Raw genomic sequence first — 23717 nt, forward strand, 5'->3', positions numbered from 1 at the left:
AGCGATGTGGCAGGCAAGACAATGGGCGCCGGCGTGAACACCCGGGCAGGGTGGCCGGAAATCGTCATGACCCCTCCGGGCGCGCCGGCGTGATCCGGCGGCTGCTGCCGGCTGTCGCGCTGCTGCTGGCGCTGGGCACCGGCGCGCTGCTGCTGCTGCCCGCCCGCATCGACTGGGACCGCTATCGCCCGGCACTGGCCGAACATGCCGGTGACCGGCTGGGCCGGCGCATCGCCATCAACGGCGCGCTGCGTCTGCGCTTTCTGCCCGAAACCGTGCTGGAGGCCGACGGGATCGAGGTCGGCCCCTCCGGCGACGGGGTGGAGCTGACCGCCGCGGCCCTGCGCCTGCGCCTCGACCCCTGGCACCTGCTGCTGGGCCGCATCTCGGTGCGCGAGGTCGCGCTGGTCGGCGCCGACATCCGCCTGCCCTGGCCGCCCTCGCGCCTGCCCACCCTGCGCCCCCTCGGCAGCCTGACGGCGCTGGACGCAAGGCTGGAACAGAGCCGCATCAGCGTCTCGGGCGTCAGCTTCGACGGCGTGAACGCCCGGCTGCTGGCCGGCGGCCTGGCCGATGCGCTGTCCATGGAGGGCCGCTTCGCCTGGCGCGGCCAGCCCGTGGCGTTCTCGGCCACGCTGGGCCGCGCGGGCGATGACGGGGTCGCGCCCTTCGACCTGTCGGCGCAGCTGGGCGCGGCCCGGGTCTCCACCCGCGGCGTATTGCTGGCCGAGGGCGGCTATGAAGGCCGGCTGGAAGCGGGCGGCCCCGACCTGTCGGCCGTGCTGCCCACGCCGCCCGGCGCCTTCAGCGCCCAGGCGCGCCTGACCGCCACGGCGGAGCTGCTGGCCGCGGACCAGCTGCAGCTGGTGCTGGCGGGCCAGCAGGCGCGCGGCGGCATCTCCCTGCGCTACGCCCCCACGCTCAGGCTCGATGCCTCGCTGCTGGCCTCCAGCTATGAGCTGGACGCCTGGGAACAGGCCTTCCGGCGCGGCGGCACCACCGCCCTGCCCGTCTCGATCGACCTTTCGGCCGAATCCGCCACGCTGCGCGGCGTGCGGCTGCGGCAGCTGCGCGTGGGCGTGCAGCTGGAACAGGGCCGCATCCGCGTGCCCGACGGCCGGGCAGAGCTGCCGGGCGGCATGAAGCTCGGCATTTCCGGCGCGGGCACGGCCGAGGCCAGCGAATGGCGCATCTCGCTCGACGGGCCGCGCGCCGAGGCACTCTCCCCCGTGCTGCCGGCGCTGGGCATCGCGCTGCCGGGCTTCGCGCTGCCGGAAGGGCCGCTGCGGGGTACGCTGCGCCTGGCGCTGGACGCCAACCAGGCGACGCTGAGCGAGATGGCCCTGACGCTGGACGGCCAGCCCGTGCGCGGCGGCGCCAGCTGGCGCTGGGGCCAGCGCCCCTTCCTGGGCGCGGGGCTTGAGCTGGGACGCATCGACCTGGCGAACTGGATGGGAACGCTGCCCAGCCTGTCCGCCATGGATCTGGAGCTGCGGCTGTCCGTCGCCACGGCGCGCTGGGGCGGGCGGGATTTCGACAATCTGAGCCTGGACGGGTCCGCCAGCGGCGGGCGGGTGGTGCTGCGGCGGCTGCGCGCCCGGCATGCCGGGGCCGAGATCACGGCGGCGGCGAATGTCACGCTCTCACCCCTGCGCGTCCAGGAAGCGACGCTGGAGCTGGAGGGCGGCCAGCTGGCCCAGCTGCTGGGCACGGCGCCCGGCGCCCTGCCGCTGGGCGCCGCCCCGGTCCGCCTGCGCGCCAGCCTCTCCGGCCCGCCCGAGCAGCTGGCGCTGCGCGCCGAGGCCGATGTGGAGGACGCCCGCGCCGAGGCCCAGCTGACCCTGGATGCCAACGAGCCGCGCGCCCAGGGGTCGCTCACGCTGCGCCATCCGGGCGCCGCGCGCTTCCTGGCGCCCTGGCTGTCGCCCGGCATGGCGGAATGGATCAATGGCGGCAGTTTCGCGCTGATCGCCAATCTGGGCCTGCGGGGCCGCGCGCTCTCGGCCGAGAGCATCGACATGCTGGCCGGCCAGCAGCGGGTGCGCGGCGCGCTGGGGCTCAACCTTTCGGGTGATCGGCCGCGCCTGACCGGGCAGCTGTCGACAGAGGCGCTGCGCCTGCCCGAAGACCCCGGCCTGGGCGGATTGGGCGCCCTGCGCGCGCTGGATGCGGAAATCACCTGGCGTGCTGACCGGATGGAGCTGCCCCCCCTGCCCCCGGTGACGGAGGCGCGCGGCGGCTTGCGGCTGGATGGCGGCCGGCTGGCGCTGGAACTGGCCGAGGGGCGCGTGCAGTCCGGCGCGCTGCGCGGCCTGCTGGAGATCGACCCCGCCGAGGGCCTGCCCCGCGTCAACCTGACGCTGAACCTGGACGGCCTGGCCGTGACGGAGCCGCTGCCGGCGACGCCGCCGCAGATCCTGTCCGGCACGGCCGACATGGCGCTGCGCCTGACCGCGCGCGGCACGGCCTGGCCCGCCTGGCGGTCCAGCCTGCAGGGTGAGGGGCAGGTCTCGATGCGGGACGGCACGGTGGGCGGACTGGACATGGCGGCACTGGCCGCCGGCATCGCCCGGACCGAGACGCTGGAGGCCCAGCGCGCCATCCAGGCGGCGCTGGCAGGCGGCAGCACCACCTTCCAGCGGCTGATGCTGCCCTTCGCGGTGCAGGCCGGGCAGTTCAGCCTGCGCGGCGCCACCATGGGCACCGAGGCCGGCGAGGCCCGGCTGGCCGGCGGCATCGACCTGCCGCGCGGCGTGGGTGAGCTGCGCGTGACCGTGCCGGTGCCCGACGCGCCGGAGATCGGGCTGTGGTTCAATGGCCGCCTGGGCGCGATGCAGCGCCTGGCGGAGACCGCGCGCTACATGCGCTGGCGTATCGAGAGGGAACGGTGATGGGTGACAGGGCCGGCGCGATCGCGCGCGCAGAACAGTTCTTCGACAGCGGCGCGTTCAAGGAACGCCTCGGCCGCATGGTGGCCTATAGATCCACCAGCCAGGACCCCGGCCATGACGCCGACCTGCGCGCCTATCTGGAGGAAGGCCTGGCCCCCTGGGTGCGGGAAATGGGCTTCGAGACCACGGTGCATGACAACCCCGTGCCCGGCATCGGCCCCATCCTGACCGGCAGCCGCATCGAGGACCCGGCCTACAAGACCGTCATCCTCTATGGCCACGGCGACACGGTGCGCGGCCTGGACGACCAGTGGTACGAGGGCATCAAGCCCTGGGCGCTGACCGAGCGCGACGGCAAGTGGTACGGCCGCGGCATCGTGGACAACAAGGGCCAGCACGTCCTGAACCTGACCGCGCTGGAGGCCGTGCTGGCCGAGCGCGGCGGCAAGCTGGGCTTCAACATCAAGCTGATCGTGGAAACCGCCGAGGAACGCGGCAGCCACGGCCTCAAGGAATTCGTGGCCTCTCACAAGGCGCTGCTGGCCGCCGACGCGCTGATCGCCAGCGACGGCCCGCGCGTGCTGCCGGAGGTGCCGACCATCACCACCGGCACGCGCGGCACCTATCACTTCGACCTGGTGGTGAAGCTGCGCCCGGGCGGCGTGCACAGCGGCCATTGGGGCGGGCTGACGACGGACCCGGCCATCATCCTGGCCCATGCGCTGACCACCATGATGGACCGCAACGGCAAGGTTCTGGTGCGCGACTTCCTGCCGAAATCCGTGCCCAACTCCATCCGCGCCCTGCTGGCCGACTGCCCGCTGGGCGGCGGCGGAGAGGCGGCCACCATCGATGAGGGCTGGGGCGAGCCGGGCCTGTCGCCCGCCGAGAAGATCTATGGCTGGAACAGCCTGATCGTGCTGGCCATGGTCAGCGGCAAGCCGGACAACCCTGTGAATGCGGTCGCGCCCGATGCCAGCGCGCATTGCCAGATCCGCTACACGGTGGACAGCGACACGGCGGGCTTCGCCCCCGCCCTGCGCCGCCACCTGGACGAGCACGGCTTCCAGATGGTCGCCATCGAGAACGCGGCCGTGCGCATGGCCGCCAGCCGCACCTCGCCCGACAATGAATGGGTGCAGTTCGCCCGCGCCAGCATGGAGAAGACGCTGGGCAAGAAGGTGCAGATCATCCCCAACAGCTCCGGCGGGCTGCCCGGCGATGTGTTCGTGGACCATCTGGGCGTGCCGCTGGTCTGGATCCCGCACAGCTACAGCGGCTGCAAGCAGCACGGCCCGAACGAGCACGCGATCCCTGAGATCCTGCGCGAGGGTCTGCTGGGCTTCACCGGCATCTGGTGGGATGCGGGCGAGAAACCGGCAAAGATTGCCGGGTAAACCGGGCAAATCACCACCAGTAGTTGCTGGAATCTTAACGGCGCCATGCCGCATCCTGACGGCATGGCACGCATATCCCGCGTCGATCGGTTAACCCGGCATTCAGGACTTTCCTGGATGGTGTTGCGCATGATCTCGCTCAACACCCTTTCCGCCTTCACACAGGAAGTGGCGCGTAACCGCGCGGCGCAGGGCAGCACGGCTGTCCAGGGCACCCAGGGCACTTCCCCGATCCAGCAGGTCCAGGCGGGCTCCGCCCGGGACATCCAGCCGGCCCAGCGCACGCTGGAAGCCGTGCCGGCCATGCCGACCAAATCCCTGCCACGCGGATCGCTTCTCGACCTTCGGGTCTGAACCCGCGTCGGGCGCCTGTCGGCACCCCCAGGACAATCCGCGCGGCCTCGGCCGCTTGGCTTGTGTCATGCCCGGATGCAACGGGCACGGCACAAGTCATTCCTGATTCGTTTCAAATCGCTCTGCGACAAATACCCGATCCAGCAAGAAAAGAATTGCAGCCGAAACCCCGCCCGCCTACACGGTCGCCAGCATATCGCCGCGTGAAATCTTACTAGGCAATGTATTCATTTGCATGGGAGCTTCCGGCTTGCGTATCATTCATGTCGAAGAACGGCGCCGGGGCCTGCTGGGCCGTCTCGCCTTTGTGGCACTCGCAGCTTTCCAGATCGGCTGCCTGATGGCGGCGATGGGGGTCCAGAGCCCAGCCCATGCCTACGCCCATGGTTTGAGCACCGAGCTGTCCCGTGCGCTGCCGGGCGACCTGCGGCTGACCGATGACGCGCTGCTGTTCTGGGCCTGGTGCGCCGGCAGCCTGGCCTTCGGCGCGCTGAGCATCCTGACCCGTGGCCGGGTCCGTCGCTACCGCACCGTCGCGCCGTAACCTAGCGGTCCCAGATCGGCGCCTGGCGGCCTTCCCAGCGGTTCTGTTCGAACATCACCCGATAGTCCTGGGCGGATTGCCGGCTCAGCGCATGGGTCGACCGCTGCAGCAAATGATAGACCTTGGACCACGGCGTGTAGAGGATCCGCAGCCCCGCAATGGCGCGGATCGCCTCGCAATACAGGCTGTCCGAGCGGTAGTGCCGCCCGCGCAGTTCATCCAGCGGGCCCAGGCGCCGCAGCGCCTCCGCCGTCAGCAGCACGCAGAAGAACGGCGCGAAGGTCAGTTCCACCAGCGCATCCGGCCGCCCCATCTGCCCCGCCAGCACATTGCCGTGATGCAGGGACAGCGAGACATCCGCCTCCTGCCCGCGATTGGCCATCGGGCAATGCACATCCACGCTTTCGGTCTGCGGCAGCAGCATCTGGCGCGGCACCACCGCGCCCACATCGGGCTGCCGCGCGGCGACATCGGCCAGCGCCTCCAGCCAGCCATCCGTCACCAGCGCGTCGTTGTTCAGCAGCACCGCGGCATTGCCCGGCCGGGCCAGCGCCAGGCCGCGGTTGACCGCGTGGGTGAAGCCGAAATTTCGCTCGCTGTATTCCACCCGCAGTGCGGGATGGCGGCCGCGCAGCGCCTCGATCACCTCCCGCGTCGCGGCTGAGGAGGCATTGTCCACCAGGATCACCTCCACCCGGGCGGGGTCGATGGTGGCGAAGACCCGGTCCACGCATTGGGCCAGGATCTCTGGCACCTCATAGCTCGGGATGATGATGGAGATATCCGCCGCCTGGACCGCCCCCGCGAGCGGGACATTCCACAGCAGGGCCTCGGTGTCGGGCGTCGGATGGGCGGTGAAGCGGTGGGTCCCGGGCTCCCACGGGCGGCCGGGGCGCCAGTGCCACATCTCGTGGTCATCCCCCTGCACCTGCGCGGCAGAGGGCGCGTACCAGGAATAGCAGGACAGCACGACCGGAACGAACAACGGCGCCTTGCGCGCCACCAGCCGCAGCAGGAACTCCCAGTCCTCCAGCCGGCGCATGTCCTCGCGGAAGCCGCCCACGGCCTCGGATGCCGCGCGCCGGTGCACCAGGCAGTTGATGTCGATGTAGTTGTAGTTGTCGATGGCGGCTGGGTTATAGGGGCTCATGCGCAGCAGGCAGGGGGCGGCCTCGCCGCGCCGGAACAGGTATTGCCCGCCATAGGCCACATCCCATTCGGGCCCGTTGGCCAGCGCGCCCAGCATCGCACCCAGATAGCGCGGGTCCCACCAGTTGTCGGTGTCCAGATAGGCGATGAACTCGCCCCGGGCCGCCGCCAGCGCGGTGTTGCGGGCGGCACCCACGCCCCGCCTCTCGGGGTGGCGCAGCAGCCGGATGCGCGGGTCGGCATAGGCTTCGGCGACGGCCGCGCTGTCATCCGTGCTGCCGTCGTCCACCACCAGCAATTCCCAATCGGCGAAGCCCTGCGCCAGCACGGAATCGATGGCCCGGCGCATGCGGTGCGCGCGGTTAAGGCAGGGCATGACGATGCTGACGCGCGGCGCCTCGCCTGCCGGCGCAGGCAGCGGCCGGCCTGCCAGGTGCTCGGCCATCCAGTCGAACCAGGCCAGGCAGTTCCGGTCCGTCAGGCTGAAGGGCGCGCGCAGGTAGTGGCGGAAGAACAGCCAGTCCAGCAGGCCCTGCGGCGTGGTGTAGGCCGGGCCTGGGGGCGTGGGCGGCCAGGCGTTGAAGGCCTGCAGCACCGGGCTTTCGGCCTCATCGGCCTCCAGCGGCGGCGGGAACAGGCGGTCGACGGCGTCCGGGTCGCCGGGGATGCAGTCGGCCAGGGATGGTGCCTGGAAGGGAAGCCCGGTGAAGCGGGCCACGATCTCCTCATAGCGGTCGCCCAGCAGGGAGGAGGCAGGATCGAGCCCGCGCACCAGTGTCAGCCCGGTGGGATAGGTCGCGATGGTGTCGACGCCCAGCTCCGGCCGCAGCTCGCGCAGCACGGCCAGCAGCCGCCATCCGTCACCGGAATAGAAGGTGGTGCGGCGCGGGACGGTGCTGGTGGCCTCATCCAGCGGCAGGGTGTCGTGCAGGACGATCACGCCGCCGGGGGCCGCATGGCGCTCCAGGTTGATGAAATCCTTCAGCACCTGGGCGAAGCTGTGGTCGCCGTCGATGAAGGCCAGGTCGATGCCGGGTGCCAGCATCGCGGCATCCGGCCCCGCGAAGAAATCGTCGCTGGTGGCCTGCACGATGGTGGCGTTGGCGGGCGGCGGGGCCGCCAGGCGCGGGGCGGGGTCCACCGCCAGCACCCGCCCGACCGGCCGCGCCAGCCGGAGGGAGGCCCCCTCGAAACAGCCGATCTCCACATACAGGTCGGGCCGCAGCCGCTGATGCAGCCGCCGCAGGTGATGCAGATAATCCGGCCCCGGCAGGCGCAGCCGCGCCAGCAGCACATGGGCCGGCATGGCATTGGGCTCATGCTCCAGCGCGGCCAGGGCCGCGGCGCGCGCGCCCTCGGCATCACCCTGGTCGCGCAGCGCCTCCGCGCGCTCCATCAGCACCCGCGCCTCGGCCGAGGCGTGCTCGAACCACAGGTCCAGCGAGGGCTTGGGCACGCGCCAGTACCAGCCGGTCCAGTCGATCTGGTGCAGGGGGGCCGTGATGCCGTGCAGGCTGCGGAAATCCTCCACCGCCTGGCGGCAGGCCTCCACCGCGCCGTAATCGTCCACGATCACGAAGCCGCCGGGGGGCACGCGGTGATACAGGCTCTCCAGCGCGATCCAGGTGGATTCGTACATGTCGCCGTCCAGCCGCAGCACCGCGATGCGCTCGATCGGCGCCTCGGGCAGCGTGTCCTTGAACCAGCCGGGCAGGAAGCGGACCTGGTCATCCAGCAGGCCATGGCGGGCAAAGCCGGCCCGCACCTGTTCGAGGGAGACGCGCAGCGCCTCCTGCTCATGATGCGCGTCGCCGGCATCGGCGGGGAACAGATCCGGGCGGGGCGGGGGCAGGCCGGCGAAGCTGTCGGCCAGCCAGACGCGGCGCTCGGTGTCGCCGGCGGCGCGCAGGGCGGCCCGGGCCAGCATGCTGGCGCCGCCGCGCCACACGCCGGTCTCGATGATGTCGCCGGGCACGCCCTCGCGCACCACGGTCAGCACCGCCTCCTCGAAGTTCTGCAGCCGCTTCAGGCCGATCATGGTCTCGGCGTCGCCGGGCCAGTCGCGACCGTCCAGGCGCAGCGCCTGGCGTTCCTCCAGGCTTCGCGGCTCGGGGCCGAAGAAGGTGCTGCCGTCATCGGGGCCCAGCCGGTCATAGCCGGTCAGGCGTTCGCGCAGCGCGCGCAGTTCCTCGCTCATGCCACCCGCCGCAGGAAGCCGTCCGGGCTCATGGTCAGCAGGAAACGCTGGCGGGACCGGTCGATGACGAAATGAGGGTTCGCGGCCACGAACTCATGCAATGCCTCCAGCGGGCCGGGGCCGTATTCGGGCAGCACTGGATTTCCGTTCACGACCCCATCCTCCACGATCAGGTAGCAGCCTTGGGTCACAAGCTCGGCATAGGCCGCGAGCTCGGCCGTGACATGCGGCGCGCGGTGATCGGAATCGAGGATGACCATGACGCGCGCGCCGGCCGGGATGCGCGCCTTCACCTCGGCCACCACGCCGGGCGCCGCGCTGTCGCCGGTGATGTAGGTCAGGCGCGGGTGCTCGGGCAGGCCCTCATTGCGGGTGATGTCGACCGAGATGACCTGCCCCTGCCCCAGCATGTCGCACAGATGCGCCATGAACAGGCCGCTGCCGCCCAGGCAGGTGCCGGTCTCGATGATGATGTCGGGCCGGGTCTCGACCATGATCTCCTGGCAGGTCCAGAGGTCGGTCGGGCATTTCTGCGCGAGCCAGCCGAGCCAGCCGATGCTGACGGAACCGCTGCCGCCCCGCGAATCGTGGTGCCAATGGCGATAGTAGAGGCGCGTGAAGTCGGCGACGAGGCGGCGCTCATCCTCGGTCAGCGCCGGGGGCTGGCCGTCATGCCGGAAGCTGTCGCCAGGAATCATGCCGTCCCCTCTGTGCCTGAAAATTCATCACACGCGTCGGTTGCGCTTGGCAAGGCTTGCCGCCCCCCGCCCCTGCGTCACTATGGCCCCCTTCGTTACAGGAGACGGCATGGAATCGCATGAGAGGCGGCAGGGCCATGACACGGCGGCCGAGACCTTCCGGCGCCTCTGCGCGGAGCGCGGCATCGCGCATGATCCGCGGCTGTTCTGGTACCACTGCGTCGACCTGGGCGAGGGGCTCGTCACGCCCGGCAGCTTCGACTACCGGCAGCTGATCCAGCATTACGCCCTGCCCGCCGACATGGGCGGGATGCGCGTGCTGGATATCGGCTCCGCCAGCGGCTTCTTCGCCTTCACCATGGAAAGGCTGGGCGCGGACGTCACCTCCATCGAGCTGCCCTCGATCATGGGCTGGGACCGCTTTCCCGGCGAAAGCCGCCAGGCGATCATCGACAAGATCAAGACCCAGCTAAAGTTCCATGCGCCGGCCGACTATGCGGCGGCGCTGGCCGATGCCTCCCCGGCGGAGCTGCATCACTGGCTGCTGGACGGCCCTTTCCGCTTCTGCCACCGCGTCATCGGCTCCCGCGTGAAGCGGCGATACACCACCATCTACGACACGCCGGAGCTGCTGGCCGAGGGCGGGCCCTTCGACCTGGTGATGCTGGGCGACATCCTGCTGCACCTGATCGACCCGCTGCATGCGCTGGCCGCCGCCGCCCGGGTCTGCTCGGGCACGCTCGTCATCTCGCAGGACCTGTCGGAGGATGGGCCGCCCCGCATGGTCTTCACCGGCGGCGCCAGCACTGAGGAGGACCCGGGCGCCTGGTGGTCCCCCAACCTGGCCTGGTTCCAGCTGATGCTGCCCCGGCTGGGCTTCGAGCCGCCGGAGGTGAAGGGGGACTTCGTCGGCCATGTGAATCCGGGCGGGGAACCGTTCCACAAGACGGTCCTGCACGCCCGCAAACGCGGCTAGAGCGCGCCCAGGCGGGCCAGGATCCCCCGCGCCGCGGCCTCCCGGCGGGGCGCATGCAGGGCGATGCTGCCCGGGGTATCGGCGCTGGGCAGGTCCATGTTCAGGGCGAAGACCCAGCGCCGGCCGTCACGTTCCAGCCAGCCCACGAACCAGCCCAGATCCAGCGGCTGCCCGCCCGAGAACCAGCCCGTCTTGCCATGCAGCCGGAAGCCCGGCGCCTCCTCCAGCAGGGTGATGCGGCGCACGATCTGCTGCGTGCGGTCGGAGAGCGGCAGTTCCCCCGTCGCCAGCCGGCGCAGGAACTCCACCTGCTGCACCGCGCTGATCCGCAGCGAACCGTTGAGCCAGAAACGGTCCACGGCCGGGCCCAGCTGGCGGTTGCCGTAGCCGATGCGGTCGATCCATTCCTGCATCCGCGCCATGCCGATGCGCCGCGCCATGGCCTGATAGAACCAGACGGTGGAATGGCGCATGCCCATGGCCAGGTTCGTGTCCTGGTTCCAGGCCGGCATGCCGCGCCGCACGCCATCCCAGGGGAAGGTCTCCGTCTCGTCCCGCACGGCGCCGGTTTCCAGCCCGATCAAGGCATTGCAGACCTTGAAGGTGGAAGCGGGGGAGAAGGCGGTCTCGGCCCGCGCGCGGTCGAAGACGTGCAGCGTTCCCGACGCTTCCTCCAGCACCACGGCGCAGCCCGGGGCTTGATGCGATGCGAACTCGGCCGCCCATTCCGGGTGTTCCCGCACCCGGGTCTCGGCCAGGGCCACGCCCGGCAACACGGCCAGCAGCAGATGGCGTCTCAACATGGCGGGTATCCTCCGGCGCGGCCTATACCCCCGCGCCAAGCGGCGCGATACTGTTGCCCATGCAAACCAATCAGCGCATCGACGGCAAGCGGTTGTGGGACAGCCTGATGGCCATGGCCCAGTTCGGCGCCACCCCCAAGGGCGGCGTGCGCCGCCTGACGCTCACGGACATCGACCGCCAGGGGCGCGACCAGTTCCGCGCCTGGTGCGAGGCGCTGGGCCTGACGGTGCGGGTGGACGCCATCGGCAACATGTTCGCCCGGCGTGAGGGCCGCGACCCCGCCCGCCTGCCGGTCCTGATGGGCTCCCACCTCGACAGCCAGCCCTCGGGCGGCAAGTTCGACGGCGCGCTGGGCGTGATCGCGGGGCTGGAGGTGATGCGCAGCCTCAACGATCTCAACATCGTGACCGAGGCGCCGATCGAACTGGTCAACTGGACCGATGAGGAAGGCAGCCGCTTCGGCCGGTCGCTGATGGGCAGCGGCACCTGGGCCGGCATCTATCCCATCGAGATGACCTATGGCCTGCAGGACCCCGAGGGCGTGCGCGTCGAGGACGCGCTGGATGCCATCGGCTATCGCGGCGAACACCCGGCGGCCCCCTTCCCGGCCGATGCCTATTTCGAGCTGCACATCGAACAGGGCCCGATCCTGGAGCAGGAATCGAAGCAGATTGGCATCGTCACCGGCGCCCAGGCGATGATCTGGTACGACGCGCGCATCGTGGGCCAGGACGCGCATGCCGGCACCACCCCGCCCTCCGCGCGCAAGGATGCGCTGGTGGCCGCAGCGCGTGTGATCGGGCTGGTGGACCGCCTGATGCGCGACCGCGGCGAGGATGGGCGCGGCACCGTGGGCTACATGCAGGTGCTGCCCAACAGCCGCAACGTGGTGCCCGGCGAGGTGAAGTTCAGCGTCGAGTTCCGCCACCCCGCCGACGCCCAGATCCATGGGCTGGGCGACAGCTTCCCGGCCGAGGCCCAGGCGCTGATGGCCGGCACCGGCTGCACGCTGGAACTGACCGAACTGTTCCGCCTGCCGGCCCAGCCCTTCGATGCCTCATGCGTCGACCTGGTGCGCCAGGCGGCTTCGCGCCTCGGCTTTCCCGCGCGCGAAATCGTGAGCGGCGCGGGCCATGACGCCTGCTACGTCGCCCGCCATGTGCCGACGGCCATGATCTTCACGCCCTGCAAGGACGGGCTTTCCCACAATGAGGAGGAAAGCATCGAGCCGCATGAGGCCGAGTCGGGCTGCCAGGTGCTGTTCGAGGCGGTGGTGGCGCGCGCCAACCGGTCGCTTTAGGGCCGGTTAACGCGCTGTCACCCGCCCCCCGGTTGGGTTCTGTGACCGAACGGTCTATGTTCGTCGTCTTGCACTGAGTGGGGCGCGGGAATGCCGGCAGAGAACGCCGTGGAAAGGCCAGTGGACAGGCTGAGTTTCGAGGAGGCCCTGGCCGAGCTCGAAACCATTGTCCGTGGGCTGGAATCCGGCAAGGGCGACCTGGCGCGCGCGATCGCTGATTACGAGCGTGGCGCGCTGCTTCGCCGCCATTGCGAGTCCCGGCTGGCCGAGGCGGAAGCCAAGGTGCAGGCGATTGTCGAGGGGCCGAACGGCCCGTCTCTCAGGAATGTGGATTAGGCTGCGATGAGCATCACGATGACGGATGGCGCCACCCTGACGGCAGCTCTCTCCGCCTCGGCCGCCGAGCTGGAACAGGCTTTGGACCAGCTTCTGCCGCCCAATGAGGGCGCGGAGGCCCGGCTGTTCGACTCCATGCGCTATTCCGCCATGGGCGGCGGGAAGCGCATGCGCGCCTTCCTGGTGCTGGAGGGCGCGAAGCAGTTCGGCGTCTCCCGCACCTCCGCGCTGCGGGTGGCGGCCGCCATCGAGATGATCCACGCCTATTCGCTGGTGCATGACGATCTGCCCGCGATGGACAACGACGATCTGCGCCGCGGCAAGCCCACCAACCACAAGGCCTTCGACGAGGCGACCGCCATCCTGGCCGGTGACGCCCTGCAATGCCACGCCTTCACCGTGCTGGCCGAGGAGGAGACCCACCCCGACCCGGCGGTGCGGATCGAGCTGGTGCGCGCGATTTCCCGCGCGGCGGGCCCGCGCGGCATGTGCGGCGGCCAGATGCTGGACATGATGGCCGAGCAGGCCACCGCCCCGCTGGACGAGGCCGCGATCGGCCGGCTGCAGTTGCTCAAGACCGGCAAGCTGATCGAGGTCTCGGCCGAGGCCGGCGCCATCCTGGGCAAGGCCGCGCCGCAGCAGCGCGCGGCCCTGTGCAATTACGGCCGCGATGTCGGCGCCGCCTTCCAGATCGCGGACGACGTGCTGGACGCCACCGTCTCCGCCGAGGAAGCGGGCAAGGCGACCGGCAAGGATGCGGGCGCCGGCAAGGCCACGCTGGTGGGGCTGCTGGGGCTGGAACGCGCCCGGCTGCAATCCGAGCGGCTGGTCGCCCAGGCCAAATCGCACCTTGAAGGCTTCGGAGAGCGCGCCGACCTGTTGCGTGCCCTTGCCGACTACACGATTGCGCGGAGAAGCTGAGTATGGACCGCCCCGAAACCCCCACGCTGGACCGGGTCAAGGTGCCGGCGGACATGCGGAACTTCTCCAACGAGCAGCTCCGCAACCTGGCCGACGAACTGCGCGCCGAGACGATTTCCACCGTATCGACCACGGGCGGCCATCTGGGCAGCTCGCTGGGCGTGGTGGAGCTGACGGTGGCCATCCATGCGGTGTTCGACACCCCCAATGACCGCCTGATCTGGGATGTCGGCCACCAGTGCTATCCGCACAAGATCCTGACCGGCCGGCGTGACCGCATCCGCACCCTGCGCCAGGGCGGGGGCCTCTCGGGCTTCACCAAGCGCAGCGAGAGCGAATACGACCCGTTCGGCGCCGCGCATTCCTCGACCTCCATCTCCGCCGGCCTGGGCATGGCGGTGGCGAGCGACCTGAAGGGCGACGACCGGCATGTGATCGCGGTCATCGGCGACGGCTCCATGTCCGCCGGCATGGCCTATGAGGCGATGAACAACGCGGGCGCGCTGCGCTCCAAGCTGATCGTCATCCTCAACGACAACGACATGTCGATCGCGCCGCCCGTGGGCGCGATGAGCGCCTATCTGAGCCGCACCATCTCCTCCCGGCCGTTCCTGTCGGTCAGGGAATTCATGGCCAAGATGGCCAAGAACTTCCCCGCCCCGCTGGAGCGCGCAGCGCGCCGCGCCGACGAATACGCGCGCGGCCTGCTGACCGGCGGCACGCTGTTCGAGGAAATGGGCTTCTACTATGTGGGCCCGGTCGATGGTCACAACCTGGACCATCTGCTGCCCGTGCTGCGCAACCTTCGGGATTCCCAGCACCCCGGCCCCTTCCTGCTGCATGCCGTCACCACCAAGGGCAAGGGCTATGCCCCGGCCGAGGCGGCCGGCGACAAGTATCATGGCGTGCAGAAGTTCGACGTCGCGACCGGCGTGCAGCAGAAGGCCCCCCCGGGCCCGCCGCAATACACCAAGGTGTTTGCCCAGGCGCTGATCGCGGAAGCGGAACACGACGACCGCATCGTGGCGATCAACGCCGCCATGCCCTCGGGCACGGGCCTCGATGCCTTCGCCAAGAAGTTCCCTGACCGCTGCTTCGACGTGGGCATCGCGGAACAGCACGCCGTCACCTTCGCCGCCGGCATGGCGACGGAGGGGATGAAGCCGTTCTGCGCGATCTATTCCACCTTCCTGCAGCGCGGTTATGACCAGGTGGTGCATGACGTGGCGCTGCAGGGCCTGCCGGTGCGCTTCGGCATGGACCGCGCCGGGCTGGTGGGCGCGGACGGCGCCACCCATGCCGGTTCCTTCGACATCGCCTTCCTGGGCTGCCTGCCGAATTTCGTGCTGATGGCGGCCTCCGACGAGGCGGAGCTCGCGCATATGGTCGCCACCATGGCCGCCTATGACGAGGGCCCGACCGGCGTGCGCTATCCGCGCGGCGAGGGCTTCGGCCTGGTGCCGGTGCCGACGCGTGGCGAGGTGCTGGAGATCGGCCGTGGCCGCATCATCCGCGAGGGCACCAAGATCGCCATCCTCAGCTATGGCACGCGCCTGCAGGAATGCCTGAAGGCCGCCGACGAGCTGGGTAATTTCGGCCTGTCCACCACCGTGGCCGATGCCCGCTTCGCCAAGCCGCTGGACACCCAGCTGATCGAGCGCCTGGCGCGCGAGCATGAGGTGCTGATCACCATCGAGGAAGGCAGCGTGAACGGCTTCGGCGGGCTGGTGATGCACCACCTGGCGACGCATGGCCTGCTGGACCGTGGCCTGAAGCTGCGCCCGATGGTGCTGCCCGATATCTACATCGACCACGACAACCCCAAGAAGCAGTACGACGTGGCGCGGCTGAACAGCCCGCATATCGTCGAGACCGCGCTGGCGGCTCTTGGTCAGGAAGCACTGAAGGCCCGTGCCTAAGATCCGCGTCGACCAGCTCCTGGTCGACCGGGGGCTGGCCGAAAGCCGCACCCGCGCCCAGTCGCTGATCATGGCGGGGGTGGTGCTGTCCAACGGCAAGCGCATCGACAAGCCCGGCACCTCGGTGCCGGACGATACCCCGCTGGAGCTGAAGGGCCAGGACCACCCCTGGGTGTCGCGCGGGGGGCTCAAGCTCTCCCATGCCATCGAGCATTTCGGCTTCGACCCCAGCGGGCGCGTGTGCCTGGATGTGGGGGCCTCCACCGGCGGCTTCACCGATGTGCTGCTGCATCACGGGGCGGCCCGCGTCTACGCCGTCGATGTGGGGCACGGCCAGCTGGCCTGGAAGCTGCGCAACGACCCGCGCGTGGTGGTGAAGGAAAAGCTCAACGCCCGCCACATCACGGCCGAGGACGTGCCCGAGCCCGTCCAGGCCCTGGTCTGCGACGCCAGCTTCATCGGGCTGCGCACCGTGATCCAGGCGCCGGTGGCGCTGTGTGCGCCGGGCTGCTGGGCCGCGGTGCTGATCAAGCCGCAATTCGAAGTGGGGCCCCAGATCGCCAAGGGCGGCGTGGTGCGGGACCCGGCCGTGCATGAGCAGGTGTGCCGGGAGATGGCGGAATGGTGGGCCACGCTGCCAGGGTGGAAGGTGCTGGGGGTTGAGGCCAGTCCGATCACCGGGCCCGAAGGCAACCGGGAGTTTCTGCTGGGCGCCGTGAAAGAATAGAACCTTCTTTTTCTGTAGAAAAAGAAGCAAAAAGACTTTTATCCGCCAAAGGTTTTTTGGTTCTTTTTTCCAAAAAAGAACGTGAAATCAATGCTCAAGCAGGCCATCACAGACCGCGCCCGCACCCTGGGCTTCGACGCCATCGGCTTCACCACCGCCACCCTGCCGCCCGAGGCGCGGGCGCGCCTGGACGCCTTCGTGGCCGAGGGCGCGCATGGCGCCATGGGCTGGATGGAAACCCGCATGGAGCAGCGCGCCCACCCCCAGGCCCTGTGGCCGGAGGCCGTGACGGTGATCTCCCTCGGTCTGAACTACGGGCCGGAGGAAGACCCGCTGGCCATCCTCGCGCATCGCCATCGCGGGGCCATCAGCGTCTATGCCCAGGGGCGCGACTACCACGACGTGGTGAAAAAGAAGCTGAAGGCGCTCGGGCAATGGATGGTCCATGCCTTCAAGGGCAGCGAACTGAAGGTATTCGTGGACACCGCCCCGGTGATGGAAAAGCCCCTGGCGGCCCAGGCGGGGCTGGGCTGGCAGGGCAAGCACACCAACCTTGTCAGCCGCACCCACGGTTCCTGGCTGTTCCTGGGCGAGATCTACACCACCCTTTCCATCGAACCCGACGCGCCAGAGGGCGAACATTGCGGCCGCTGCACCGCCTGCCTGACGGCCTGCCCGACCAATGCCTTCCCGGCGCCGTTCCGGCTGGATGCGCGGCGCTGCATCTCCTACCTGACCATCGAGCAGGCAGGGCCGATCCCGCATGAGTTCCGGGCGGCGATGGGCAACCGTATCTACGGCTGCGACGATTGCCTGGCCGTCTGCCCGTGGAACAAATTCGCCGCCCGCGCGCGCGAAGCCGAACTCCATGCGCGGGAAACCGCGGCCAACCCGCCATTGGCGGAGCTGGCCACGCTGGAGGACGCGAGCTTCCGCACCCGCTTCTCCGGCTCCCCCATCAAGCGCATCGGGGTGAACCGCTTCCTGCGCAACGTGATGATCGCGATAGGCAATAGCGGCGATCCCGCCTTGCGCGCCTCGGCCGAGGCGCATACCCAAGCCGAGGATCCCGTGCTGGCAGAGGCCGCGCGCTGGGCGGTGGAAAGGCTGAACGATGCGCGATGACGGTGCCCTGGTTCTCCTGTCCGGCGGGCAGGACAGCGCCACCTGCCTGGCCTGGGCGCTCGATCGCTTCAGCCATGTGGAAACCCTCGGCTTCGACTACGGCCAGCGCCACAAGGTGGAGCTGGAATGCCGCGACGCGCTGCGCGCCGGCATGGCGGGTCCGCGCCTCGGCCCCGACCACACCCTCTCCATCCCCACCTTCGCCGAAATCGGCGGCACCGCCCTGACCGAGCAGGTGGAGATCGCGATGCGCGAGGACGGGCTGCCCAACACCTTCGTGCCCGGGCGCAACATCGTGTTCCTGACCTTCGCGGCGGCACTCGCCACGCGGCGCGGCCTGAAGCACGTCGTGGCCGGCATGTGCGAGACGGATTACTCCGGCTATCCGGATTGCCGGGACGACACCATCAAGTCGCTGCAGGCCACGCTGAACCTCGGCATGGCCACCCGGCTGGTGCTGCACACGCCGCTGATGTGGCGCGACAAGAAGGAAACCTGGGATCTGGCCGAGGCGCTGGGCGGCGCCCCGCTGGTCGAGCTGATCCGCCGCGAGAGCCATTCCTGCTACAAGGGTGAGCGCGCGACCCTGCACCCCTGGGGCTTCGGCTGCGGCACCTGTCCGGCCTGTCACTTGCGTGCCCGTGGGTGGGAGGCTTATGCCGAGGCCCATGCGAACTGATGTGTTGCGCCGCCGTGAGGGCGCGCTGTTCCTGCTGGGTTTTGCCCTCTGCATTCCCGCGGCCAACTGGCTGATCGGCCATGTGGGCACCGTCTGCGTGCCGCAAGGCCCCTGCCTGGTGCCGGTGGCGCCCGGTGTCATGGCGCCGTCCGGCGTGCTGATGGTGGGCCTGGCACTGGTACTGCGGGACATGGTGCAGCGGCGCCTGGGCCTGCCCTGGGCGGCGGTGGCGGTGGCGATCGGCGCGATGCTGTCGGCCTTCCTGGCTCCGCCCGCCCTGGTGCTGGCCTCCACCATCGCCTTCCTGCTGAGCGAGCTGGCGGACCTTGCGATCTACACGCCCCTGCAGAAGCGCGGACTGACGCGGGCCGTGGCCGTCAGCAGCCTGGTCGGGCTGGTGGTGGACAGCCTGCTGTTCCTCTACCTCGCCTTCGGGTCGCTGGCCTATCTGCCGGGCCAGGTGATCGGCAAGGCCTGGATGGTGGCGCTGGCCCTGCCGGTGGTGGCCTGGCTGCGCCGGCGTGACGAAAGGCTCGGGCTGGCATAATCCTCGGGACAACCAAACAGGACGTCCCGATGCCCGAAACCCGCAGCCACACCGTCAGCTGGGAAATCCGTGAGCCCGATCCGGATGCCGCGGGCCTCTCGGGGCTGGAGATCATGCGCCGGAACATCGCGCGTGACAGCCGCCACAACCCGATCGCGCAGCTGATGGGCATCCGCCTGATCAGCGCCGAGCCCGGCGTGGCGGTGCTGGAATCCTTCCCTGGCGAACACCACTACAACCCCCAGGGCGTGACCCATGGCGGCTACGCGGCCACCTTGCTCGACTCGGCACTCTGGAGCGCGGTGAACACCACCATCGAACCCGGCTTCACCCACACCACGCTGGAGCTGAAGGTCAGCTACGCGCGCCCCATCACGGTCGCCACCGGCCGGCTGCTGATCGAGGGGCGCGTGCTGTCGCGCGGCAAGCGCGTGGCGCTGACCGAGGCGAAGATCACCGACGAGGCCGGCAAGCTGTATGCCCACGGGACCTCGACGCTGCTCATCATACCGAAGGCTGCTTGATCCGCGTCCGCGCCTCGAACAATTCGGGGAAGAAGCGGCGTTCCAGCGCCTGGCGCAGATAGGCCACGCCCGCCGACCCGCCGGTGCCCATGCGATAGCCGATGATGCGCTCCACCGTGCGCATGTGGCGGAAGCGCCAGGTCTGGAAGGCGTCTTCCAGATCGACCAGCTCCTCCGCCAGCTCATACAGGTCGAAGCCTTCCTCGGCGCCTTCGTAGATGCCGGTCCAGATGGCGGTGACGGCCTCGTTTTCCTGGTGCGGCTTGGTCAGGTCGCGCTCCAGCACCTCGGCGGGCACGGGCAGGCCGCGCCGGGCCAACAGGCGCAGCGTCTCGTCATAGATCGAAGGCTCGGCCATCGCCTTTTCCAGCACCCCCAGCAGGTCGGGGCGGTGGGCGTGCGGCTTCAGCATGAATTCGTCCTTCGCACCCAGGCGGAATTCCAGCAGCCGGTACTGCCAGGACTGGAAGCCCGAGGACGAACCCAGCTTGTCGCGGAAGGCCAGGTAGTCATGCGGCGTCATGGTCGCCAGCACGTCCCAGGCGCCGATCAGCTGGCCCTGGATGCGGCCCGCGCGGGCCATGGCCTTGAAGGCCGGGCGCAGCTGGTCCTCACGGATGCAGCGCATCGCCAGTTCCAGCTCATGGTTCAGCAGCTTCAGCCAGATCTCCTGCACATGGTGGATGCAGATGAACAGCATCTCGTCATGCTCGCCCGACAGCGGTTCCTGCGCGCCCAGCAATTGGTCCAGCTTCAGGTAATCGCCATAGCTCATCTTGCGGGAGAAATCGGTGGTGATGCCCTGGGTCACGGCGCGCGGTCCATTGATGCGGTGCCGCAGTCTAGCCAGAAGCGTGCCAAGGGGACATCTTCGCGCCCATGCTCGATCTGGCCGCGCATTTTTCCGCCTTCCTGAAGCCGGGCCCCTCGGGCCCGCCCCGGCTGCATTTCGCGGCCCACAGCCACCACCCCTGGCCCGACGCCACCCGCGCCGCGCATATGCAGGCCTGGGACAACGCGGCACGGCTGATCGACGGCAAATGGGCCCCGATCCTGAGCCATAAATGGACCGAGCTGGCCAAGGTCATCGCAGGGCTGATCAAGCTGCCGGACCCCGGCACGCTGTGCTTCGCGCCCAATACCCACGAATTCGCCACCCGCATCCTGTCGGCCATGCCCGTCGGCGTGCCCATCCGCGTGCTGACCACGGATGCGGAGTTCCACAGCTTCTCCCGCCAGTTGGCCCGGCTTGAGGAGGAGGGGCTGGCGCTCGTCACCCGCATCCCGGCCGAGCCCGCCGCCGCCTGCATGGACCTGCTGGTCGAGGCCGCAGGGGCGCGCGAATACGACCTGATCTGGGTCAGCGAGGTGTTCTTCTCCTCGGGCGCCGCGCTGTCGGGCTTCGAGGCGCTGGCGGCAGCCGCCGGCGACGCCGCGCTGGTGATCGACGGCTATCACGCCTTCATGGCCCGGCCGGTCGATGTCTCGGCCATCGCGGACCGCGCCTTCTACCTGGCCGGCGGCTACAAATACGCCATGGGCGGAGAGGGCTGCTGCTTCCTGCACTGCCCGCCCGGCTGGCTGCCGCGCCCGCGCAACACCGGCTGGTATGCCTCCTTCGGCACGCTGGGCGAGGCACAGGAAGGCGTGGGCTATGCGACCGACGGCTGGCGCTTCATGGGCGCCACCTTCGACCCCTCGGGGCTGTACCGGCTGCACGCGGCGCTGAACTGGGCCGCCAGCGTGGGTGCGACCCCGGGCGTGATCCATGCGCATGCGCATGCCCTGCAGGCCCGCTTCGTGGCGGGGCTCGGGGGCACGGGCCTCGACCCGGCGCGGCTGGTGGTGCCCGTGACCGACCCCGCGCGCGGCAATTTCCTCACCTTCGCCCTGCCGGATGCCGAGGCCTGGCAGGCGAAGCTGGAGGCCGCGAACATCATCACGGACCGGCGCGGCGACCGGCTGCGCTTCGGCTTCGGCCTCTATCAGCGCGAAAGCGACGTGGATGCCGTGCTCGACCGGATGCGTTCGCTGTGAAGCCCCTCGCACTCACCATGGGTGAGCCCGCCGGCATCGGCGCGGAGGTCGCGGCCAAGGCCTGGGCCGCGCTGCGGGAGATCCCCGGCCCCGGCTTCGTGTTCCTGGGCGATGCCGATGTGTTCGACGGCGTGCCGGTGGCGCGCATCGAAACCCCGGAGCAGGCGACGGCCGCCTTCCCCACCGCCCTGCCGGTGCTGCACGCCCCGCTGGCCGCCCGCCCCCGCCCCGGCGTGCTGGACCCGGCCAATGCGGCGGCCGTGATCGCCAGCATCGAGAACGCGGTGGCCCTGGCCCAGGCCGGGCGCGTCGGCGCGGTCGTCACCTGCCCGATCCAGAAATCGGTGCTGACCGGCACGGGCTTCCCGCACCCCGGCCATACCGAGTTCCTGCACGCGCTGGCGCCCGTCGCCCCGCGCCCGGTCATGATGCTGGCCAGTGAGGAGCTGCGCGTGGTGCCCGTGACCATCCACGAAGCCCTGGCCAGCGCCATCGCGCGCCTGACGCCGGGGCTGATCGTGGAGACCGCCCGCATCACCCATGACGCGCTGGTGCGGGATTTCGGCATCGCGGCCCCTCGCCTGGCCATCGCGGGGCTGAACCCCCATGCGGGCGAGGCCGGCACCATGGGCCGCGAGGATATCGAGATCGTGGCCCCGGCCGTGGCCGAGCTGCAGCGCCTGGGCATCGACGCGCGCGGCCCCCTGCCGCCCGACACCATGTTCACCGCCAAGGCGCGCCCGCGCATGGATGTCGCGATCTGCCTGTATCACGACCAGGCGCTGATCCCGATCAAGACGCTGGACATGGACGGCGGCGTGAACGTCACGCTCGGCCTGTCCATCATCCGCACCAGCCCCGACCATGGCACCGCGCTGGATATCGCGGGCCAGGGGCTGGCCGATCCTTCCTCCCTGCTGGCCGCGCTGCGGCTGGCGGAACAACTCGCTGCCCGCCGGAGCTTCTGATGCGCCTTTCGGTCAATGTCGATCACGTCGCCACGCTGCGGAACGCGCGCGGCGGGCATTTCCCCTCGCCGGTCGACGCCGCGCGGCTGTGCATCGAGGCCGGCGCGGACGGCATCACCGTGCATCTGCGTGAGGACCGGCGCCATATCCGCGACGCCGATGTGCTGGCGATCCGCGCCCAGGTGCCCTGCCGGCTGAACTTCGAGATGGCGGCCACCGAGGAAATGGTGGCCTTCGCCGAGAAGCTGCGCCCCGAGGCCTGCTGCATCGTGCCCGAGAAGCGCCAGGAACTGACCACCGAGGGCGGGCTGGAGGTGCTGAACCCCAACCCCTTCCTGGCCGAGGCCATCGCGCGCCTCGCGGCCGCGGGCGTCGAGGTCAGCCTGTTCATCGAGCCCGACCCCGCCCCGGTGCTGGCCGCGAAGCGCCTTGGCGCCCAGGCGGTGGAACTGCACACCGGCACCTATGCCGAGGGCGCGATCGAGCGCCGCCCGGCGGAGCTGGCCCGCATCACCGCCGCCGCGAAGGCCGCGAGCGCCGCCGGGCTGCTGTGCCATGCCGGCCACGGCCTCAGCTTCGAGACCCTGCCCCCCATCGCCGCCCTGCCGGAAATCGCGGAGGTCTCGATCGGGCATTTCCTGATTTCCGCCAGCGTGTTCGAGGGGCTGCCCACGGTGGTGAAGCGGTTCAAGTCCATCATCGCGGCCGCGCGCTGAGGTTGTGCGCATACCGCGACGCCTGCTAATTCAAGCCGGTTCGTGAAAGAGTTCGCATGCCGCCTCCGCACCTGACCATTCTGTCCGCCCGGGACGAGGACGGCGTGGAGGAACCCGGCCTGTGGCGGACGCGCATGGCCTTCGGCCCGCCGAAGCCGCGCGACCAGCCCCCCGAGCCGACCCGCATCAAGCCCCGCCGCCCGGCGCGTGAGCCCTCGGCCCGCGTGCTGTCCACGCCGCGCCTGCATGTGCCCGTGCCCGGCCCCTCGCGCCTGCCGCCCGTGGCGCCGATGCCCGTCTATGTGCCGCCGCCGCCTGAACCGGAATTGATGGCCGAGGCCCCTGCCCCTGTGGCAGAATTCGTTGCGGAACCCATGTCCGCAAACCCGCCCGCGCCTGCCGAGAAGCCCGAACCCGTGCGCAGCGGCGCGGTGGAGCGTGCCTATATGATGGGCCGGTCCGGCGCGCGGCCGAAGCATGCCATGTCCGCCGCCGAGCTGTCGGCCTGGCAGGACGGCGCGATGGATGCCGGGCGCGGGCGCGACCCCATCTTCGGCCGCCCGCAGACCTGGTGGTGGCTGCTGCTGGCAGCGGTGCTGGTCATGCCCATGGCCTATGCCGTCAGCTGGGTCGGCGCGCCGGGCTCGCCCGAGGATTTCCTGATGACCCCGGTGGGCCAGGAAGCCTGGATCGCCTTCGGCCCCAGCGCCGGCATGTTCTACTGGGTGGCGCTGTTCATCTTCAGCCTGGTGTTCCAGCTGGCACGCCCGATGGAGCCCCTGCTGATCGTCTATGCGGCCACCTGGTGGGGCTGGACGGGCCTTTACATGCTGTCGGCCGCCGGTTGGCTGGCCCAGCACATTCCGCCGCCGCCGATTCCGGGTTAAAGGAGAGGTTCTTCTTCTCCC

The 23717-nt window shown here is 70.0% G+C and carries 22 protein-coding genes; 18 read left to right on the forward strand and 4 right to left on the reverse strand.

Features of this window, described 5'->3' with window-relative positions:
* The first annotated feature begins 50 nt into the window (after positions 1 to 50).
* The 4 genes from EOD42_RS00770 to EOD42_RS00785 all read left to right on the forward strand — a co-directional run bounded on the left by EOD42_RS00770 (position 51) and on the right by EOD42_RS00785 (position 5186).
* Entirely contained in the window at positions 51 to 2891 is a 2841-nt protein-coding gene (locus EOD42_RS00770) for an AsmA family protein (protein ID WP_127785150.1), read from the forward strand.
* Complete coding sequence (locus tag EOD42_RS00775) at positions 2891 to 4288, forward strand: M20/M25/M40 family metallo-hydrolase (protein ID WP_127785151.1); 1398 nt, start codon at positions 2891 to 2893, stop codon at positions 4286 to 4288. The genes EOD42_RS00770 and EOD42_RS00775 overlap by 1 nt, the downstream gene beginning before the upstream one ends.
* A 129-nt stretch (positions 4289 to 4417) precedes the next feature.
* On the forward strand, positions 4418 to 4642 hold the full coding sequence (locus EOD42_RS00780) for a hypothetical protein (protein ID WP_127785152.1): 225 nt from the start codon (positions 4418 to 4420) through the stop codon (positions 4640 to 4642).
* Positions 4643 to 4892: 250 nt separating this feature from the next.
* A complete protein-coding gene (locus EOD42_RS00785; protein WP_127785153.1) occupies positions 4893 to 5186 on the forward strand; it encodes a hypothetical protein in 294 nt (97 codons plus the stop codon).
* A 1-nt stretch (position 5187) separates the two neighbouring features.
* Here the strand turns inward: EOD42_RS00785 and EOD42_RS00790 are convergent, their stop codons facing one another.
* On the reverse strand, positions 5188 to 8532 hold the full coding sequence (locus tag EOD42_RS00790) for a TylF/MycF/NovP-related O-methyltransferase (protein ID WP_127785154.1): 3345 nt from the start codon (positions 8530 to 8532) through the stop codon (positions 5188 to 5190).
* Positions 8529 to 9230 (reverse strand): CmcI family methyltransferase, encoded by a 702-nt coding sequence (locus EOD42_RS00795; protein ID WP_127785155.1) that lies wholly within the window; start codon positions 9228 to 9230, stop codon positions 8529 to 8531. Before EOD42_RS00795 ends, EOD42_RS00790 begins: the two co-directional genes overlap by 4 nt.
* A gap of 109 nt (positions 9231 to 9339) precedes the next feature.
* Between EOD42_RS00795 and EOD42_RS00800 the strand changes: the two genes are divergently transcribed.
* Entirely contained in the window at positions 9340 to 10206 is an 867-nt protein-coding gene (locus EOD42_RS00800; RefSeq protein ID WP_127785156.1) for a class I SAM-dependent methyltransferase, read from the forward strand.
* On the opposite strand, the gene blaOXA is transcribed toward EOD42_RS00800, so the two are convergent.
* The gene (blaOXA, locus tag EOD42_RS00805) at positions 10203 to 11009 is read right to left on the reverse strand and encodes a class D beta-lactamase (RefSeq protein ID WP_127785157.1); all 807 of its coding nucleotides are present in this window, start codon (positions 11007 to 11009) and stop codon (positions 10203 to 10205) included. The two genes, EOD42_RS00800 and blaOXA, sit on opposite strands and share 4 nt — an antisense overlap.
* Positions 11010 to 11068: 59 nt before the next feature.
* On the opposite strand from blaOXA, the gene EOD42_RS00810 reads away from it, so the two are divergent.
* From EOD42_RS00810 to EOD42_RS00850, 9 genes are all read left to right on the forward strand, one after another.
* Positions 11069 to 12310, forward strand: a complete 1242-nt coding sequence (locus tag EOD42_RS00810) for a Zn-dependent hydrolase (protein ID WP_127785158.1) — start codon at positions 11069 to 11071, stop codon at positions 12308 to 12310.
* Between the two features lie 90 nt (positions 12311 to 12400).
* Positions 12401 to 12646: an exodeoxyribonuclease VII small subunit gene (locus tag EOD42_RS00815; protein ID WP_127785159.1), complete on the forward strand. Its 246-nt coding sequence runs from the start codon at positions 12401 to 12403 to the stop codon at positions 12644 to 12646.
* 6 nt (positions 12647 to 12652) lie between these two features.
* Positions 12653 to 13567 carry a polyprenyl synthetase family protein gene (locus EOD42_RS00820; protein ID WP_127785160.1) on the forward strand — a complete coding sequence of 305 codons (915 nt, stop codon included), beginning with the start codon at positions 12653 to 12655 and terminating at the stop codon, positions 13565 to 13567.
* Between the two features lie 2 nt (positions 13568 to 13569).
* The gene (gene dxs / locus EOD42_RS00825) at positions 13570 to 15486 is read left to right on the forward strand and encodes a 1-deoxy-D-xylulose-5-phosphate synthase (RefSeq protein WP_127785161.1); all 1917 of its coding nucleotides are present in this window, start codon (positions 13570 to 13572) and stop codon (positions 15484 to 15486) included.
* A complete protein-coding gene (locus EOD42_RS00830) occupies positions 15479 to 16213 on the forward strand; it encodes a TlyA family RNA methyltransferase (RefSeq protein WP_127785162.1) in 735 nt (244 codons plus the stop codon). Before dxs ends, EOD42_RS00830 begins: the two co-directional genes overlap by 8 nt.
* Before the next feature lie 90 nt (positions 16214 to 16303).
* Positions 16304 to 17338: a tRNA epoxyqueuosine(34) reductase QueG gene (queG, locus tag EOD42_RS00835; protein WP_127785163.1), complete on the forward strand. Its 1035-nt coding sequence runs from the start codon at positions 16304 to 16306 to the stop codon at positions 17336 to 17338.
* Positions 17328 to 18017, forward strand: coding sequence for a 7-cyano-7-deazaguanine synthase QueC (queC, locus tag EOD42_RS00840; protein WP_127785164.1), 690 nt, complete (start codon positions 17328 to 17330; stop codon positions 18015 to 18017). Before queG ends, queC begins: the two co-directional genes overlap by 11 nt.
* Positions 18007 to 18564 carry a VUT family protein gene (locus EOD42_RS00845; RefSeq protein WP_127785165.1) on the forward strand — a complete coding sequence of 186 codons (558 nt, stop codon included), beginning with the start codon at positions 18007 to 18009 and terminating at the stop codon, positions 18562 to 18564. Before queC ends, EOD42_RS00845 begins: the two co-directional genes overlap by 11 nt.
* A 29-nt stretch (positions 18565 to 18593) precedes the next feature.
* The gene (locus EOD42_RS00850) at positions 18594 to 19088 is read left to right on the forward strand and encodes a PaaI family thioesterase (protein WP_127785166.1); all 495 of its coding nucleotides are present in this window, start codon (positions 18594 to 18596) and stop codon (positions 19086 to 19088) included.
* Here the strand turns inward: EOD42_RS00850 and kynA are convergent.
* Positions 19069 to 19899, reverse strand: coding sequence for a tryptophan 2,3-dioxygenase (gene kynA / locus EOD42_RS00855; RefSeq protein ID WP_240654738.1), 831 nt, complete (start codon positions 19897 to 19899; stop codon positions 19069 to 19071). The two genes, EOD42_RS00850 and kynA, sit on opposite strands and share 20 nt — an antisense overlap.
* A gap of 68 nt (positions 19900 to 19967) precedes the next feature.
* Here kynA and EOD42_RS00860 point away from each other — a divergent pair, with 68 nt between their 5' ends.
* Genes EOD42_RS00860 through EOD42_RS00875 form a run of 4 tightly spaced genes read left to right on the forward strand, consistent with a single transcriptional unit; the run spans position 19968 to position 23696 of the window.
* Positions 19968 to 21125, forward strand: a complete 1158-nt coding sequence (locus EOD42_RS00860) for an aminotransferase class V-fold PLP-dependent enzyme (RefSeq protein WP_240654741.1) — start codon at positions 19968 to 19970, stop codon at positions 21123 to 21125.
* Positions 21126 to 21142: 17 nt separating this feature from the next.
* Positions 21143 to 22093, forward strand: coding sequence for a 4-hydroxythreonine-4-phosphate dehydrogenase PdxA (gene pdxA, locus EOD42_RS00865; RefSeq protein WP_127786530.1), 951 nt, complete (start codon positions 21143 to 21145; stop codon positions 22091 to 22093).
* A complete protein-coding gene (locus EOD42_RS00870; RefSeq protein ID WP_127785169.1) occupies positions 22093 to 22809 on the forward strand; it encodes a pyridoxine 5'-phosphate synthase in 717 nt (238 codons plus the stop codon). The genes pdxA and EOD42_RS00870 overlap by 1 nt, the downstream gene beginning before the upstream one ends.
* A 56-nt stretch (positions 22810 to 22865) precedes the next feature.
* The gene (locus EOD42_RS00875) at positions 22866 to 23696 is read left to right on the forward strand and encodes a hypothetical protein (RefSeq protein WP_127785170.1); all 831 of its coding nucleotides are present in this window, start codon (positions 22866 to 22868) and stop codon (positions 23694 to 23696) included.
* The last annotated feature ends 21 nt before the right edge of the window (positions 23697 to 23717 follow it).

Source organism: Rhodovarius crocodyli, from assembly GCF_004005855.1.
Taxonomy (GTDB): domain Bacteria; phylum Pseudomonadota; class Alphaproteobacteria; order Acetobacterales; family Acetobacteraceae; genus Rhodovarius; species Rhodovarius crocodyli.

Coding starts and splice junctions, on each gene's coding strand:
- EOD42_RS00810 (WP_127785158.1), top strand. CDS start 11,069: ATGCAAACCAATCAGCGCATCGACGGCAAGCGGTTGTGGGACAGCCTG.
- EOD42_RS00875 (WP_127785170.1), top strand. CDS start 22,866: ATGCCGCCTCCGCACCTGACCATTCTGTCCGCCCGGGACGAGGACGGC.
- EOD42_RS00775 (WP_127785151.1), top strand. CDS start 2,891: ATGGGTGACAGGGCCGGCGCGATCGCGCGCGCAGAACAGTTCTTCGAC.
- EOD42_RS00815 (WP_127785159.1), top strand. CDS start 12,401: ATGCCGGCAGAGAACGCCGTGGAAAGGCCAGTGGACAGGCTGAGTTTC.
- EOD42_RS00795 (WP_127785155.1), bottom strand. CDS start 9,230: ATGATTCCTGGCGACAGCTTCCGGCATGACGGCCAGCCCCCGGCGCTG.
- EOD42_RS00820 (WP_127785160.1), top strand. CDS start 12,653: ATGAGCATCACGATGACGGATGGCGCCACCCTGACGGCAGCTCTCTCC.
- EOD42_RS00860 (WP_240654741.1), top strand. CDS start 19,968: ATGCTCGATCTGGCCGCGCATTTTTCCGCCTTCCTGAAGCCGGGCCCC.
- queG (WP_127785163.1), top strand. CDS start 16,304: ATGCTCAAGCAGGCCATCACAGACCGCGCCCGCACCCTGGGCTTCGAC.
- EOD42_RS00800 (WP_127785156.1), top strand. CDS start 9,340: ATGGAATCGCATGAGAGGCGGCAGGGCCATGACACGGCGGCCGAGACC.
- pdxA (WP_127786530.1), top strand. CDS start 21,143: ATGGGTGAGCCCGCCGGCATCGGCGCGGAGGTCGCGGCCAAGGCCTGG.
- EOD42_RS00790 (WP_127785154.1), bottom strand. CDS start 8,532: ATGAGCGAGGAACTGCGCGCGCTGCGCGAACGCCTGACCGGCTATGAC.
- EOD42_RS00870 (WP_127785169.1), top strand. CDS start 22,093: ATGCGCCTTTCGGTCAATGTCGATCACGTCGCCACGCTGCGGAACGCG.
- EOD42_RS00845 (WP_127785165.1), top strand. CDS start 18,007: ATGCGAACTGATGTGTTGCGCCGCCGTGAGGGCGCGCTGTTCCTGCTG.
- EOD42_RS00850 (WP_127785166.1), top strand. CDS start 18,594: ATGCCCGAAACCCGCAGCCACACCGTCAGCTGGGAAATCCGTGAGCCC.
- blaOXA (WP_127785157.1), bottom strand. CDS start 11,009: ATGTTGAGACGCCATCTGCTGCTGGCCGTGTTGCCGGGCGTGGCCCTG.
- queC (WP_127785164.1), top strand. CDS start 17,328: ATGCGCGATGACGGTGCCCTGGTTCTCCTGTCCGGCGGGCAGGACAGC.
- EOD42_RS00780 (WP_127785152.1), top strand. CDS start 4,418: ATGATCTCGCTCAACACCCTTTCCGCCTTCACACAGGAAGTGGCGCGT.
- dxs (WP_127785161.1), top strand. CDS start 13,570: ATGGACCGCCCCGAAACCCCCACGCTGGACCGGGTCAAGGTGCCGGCG.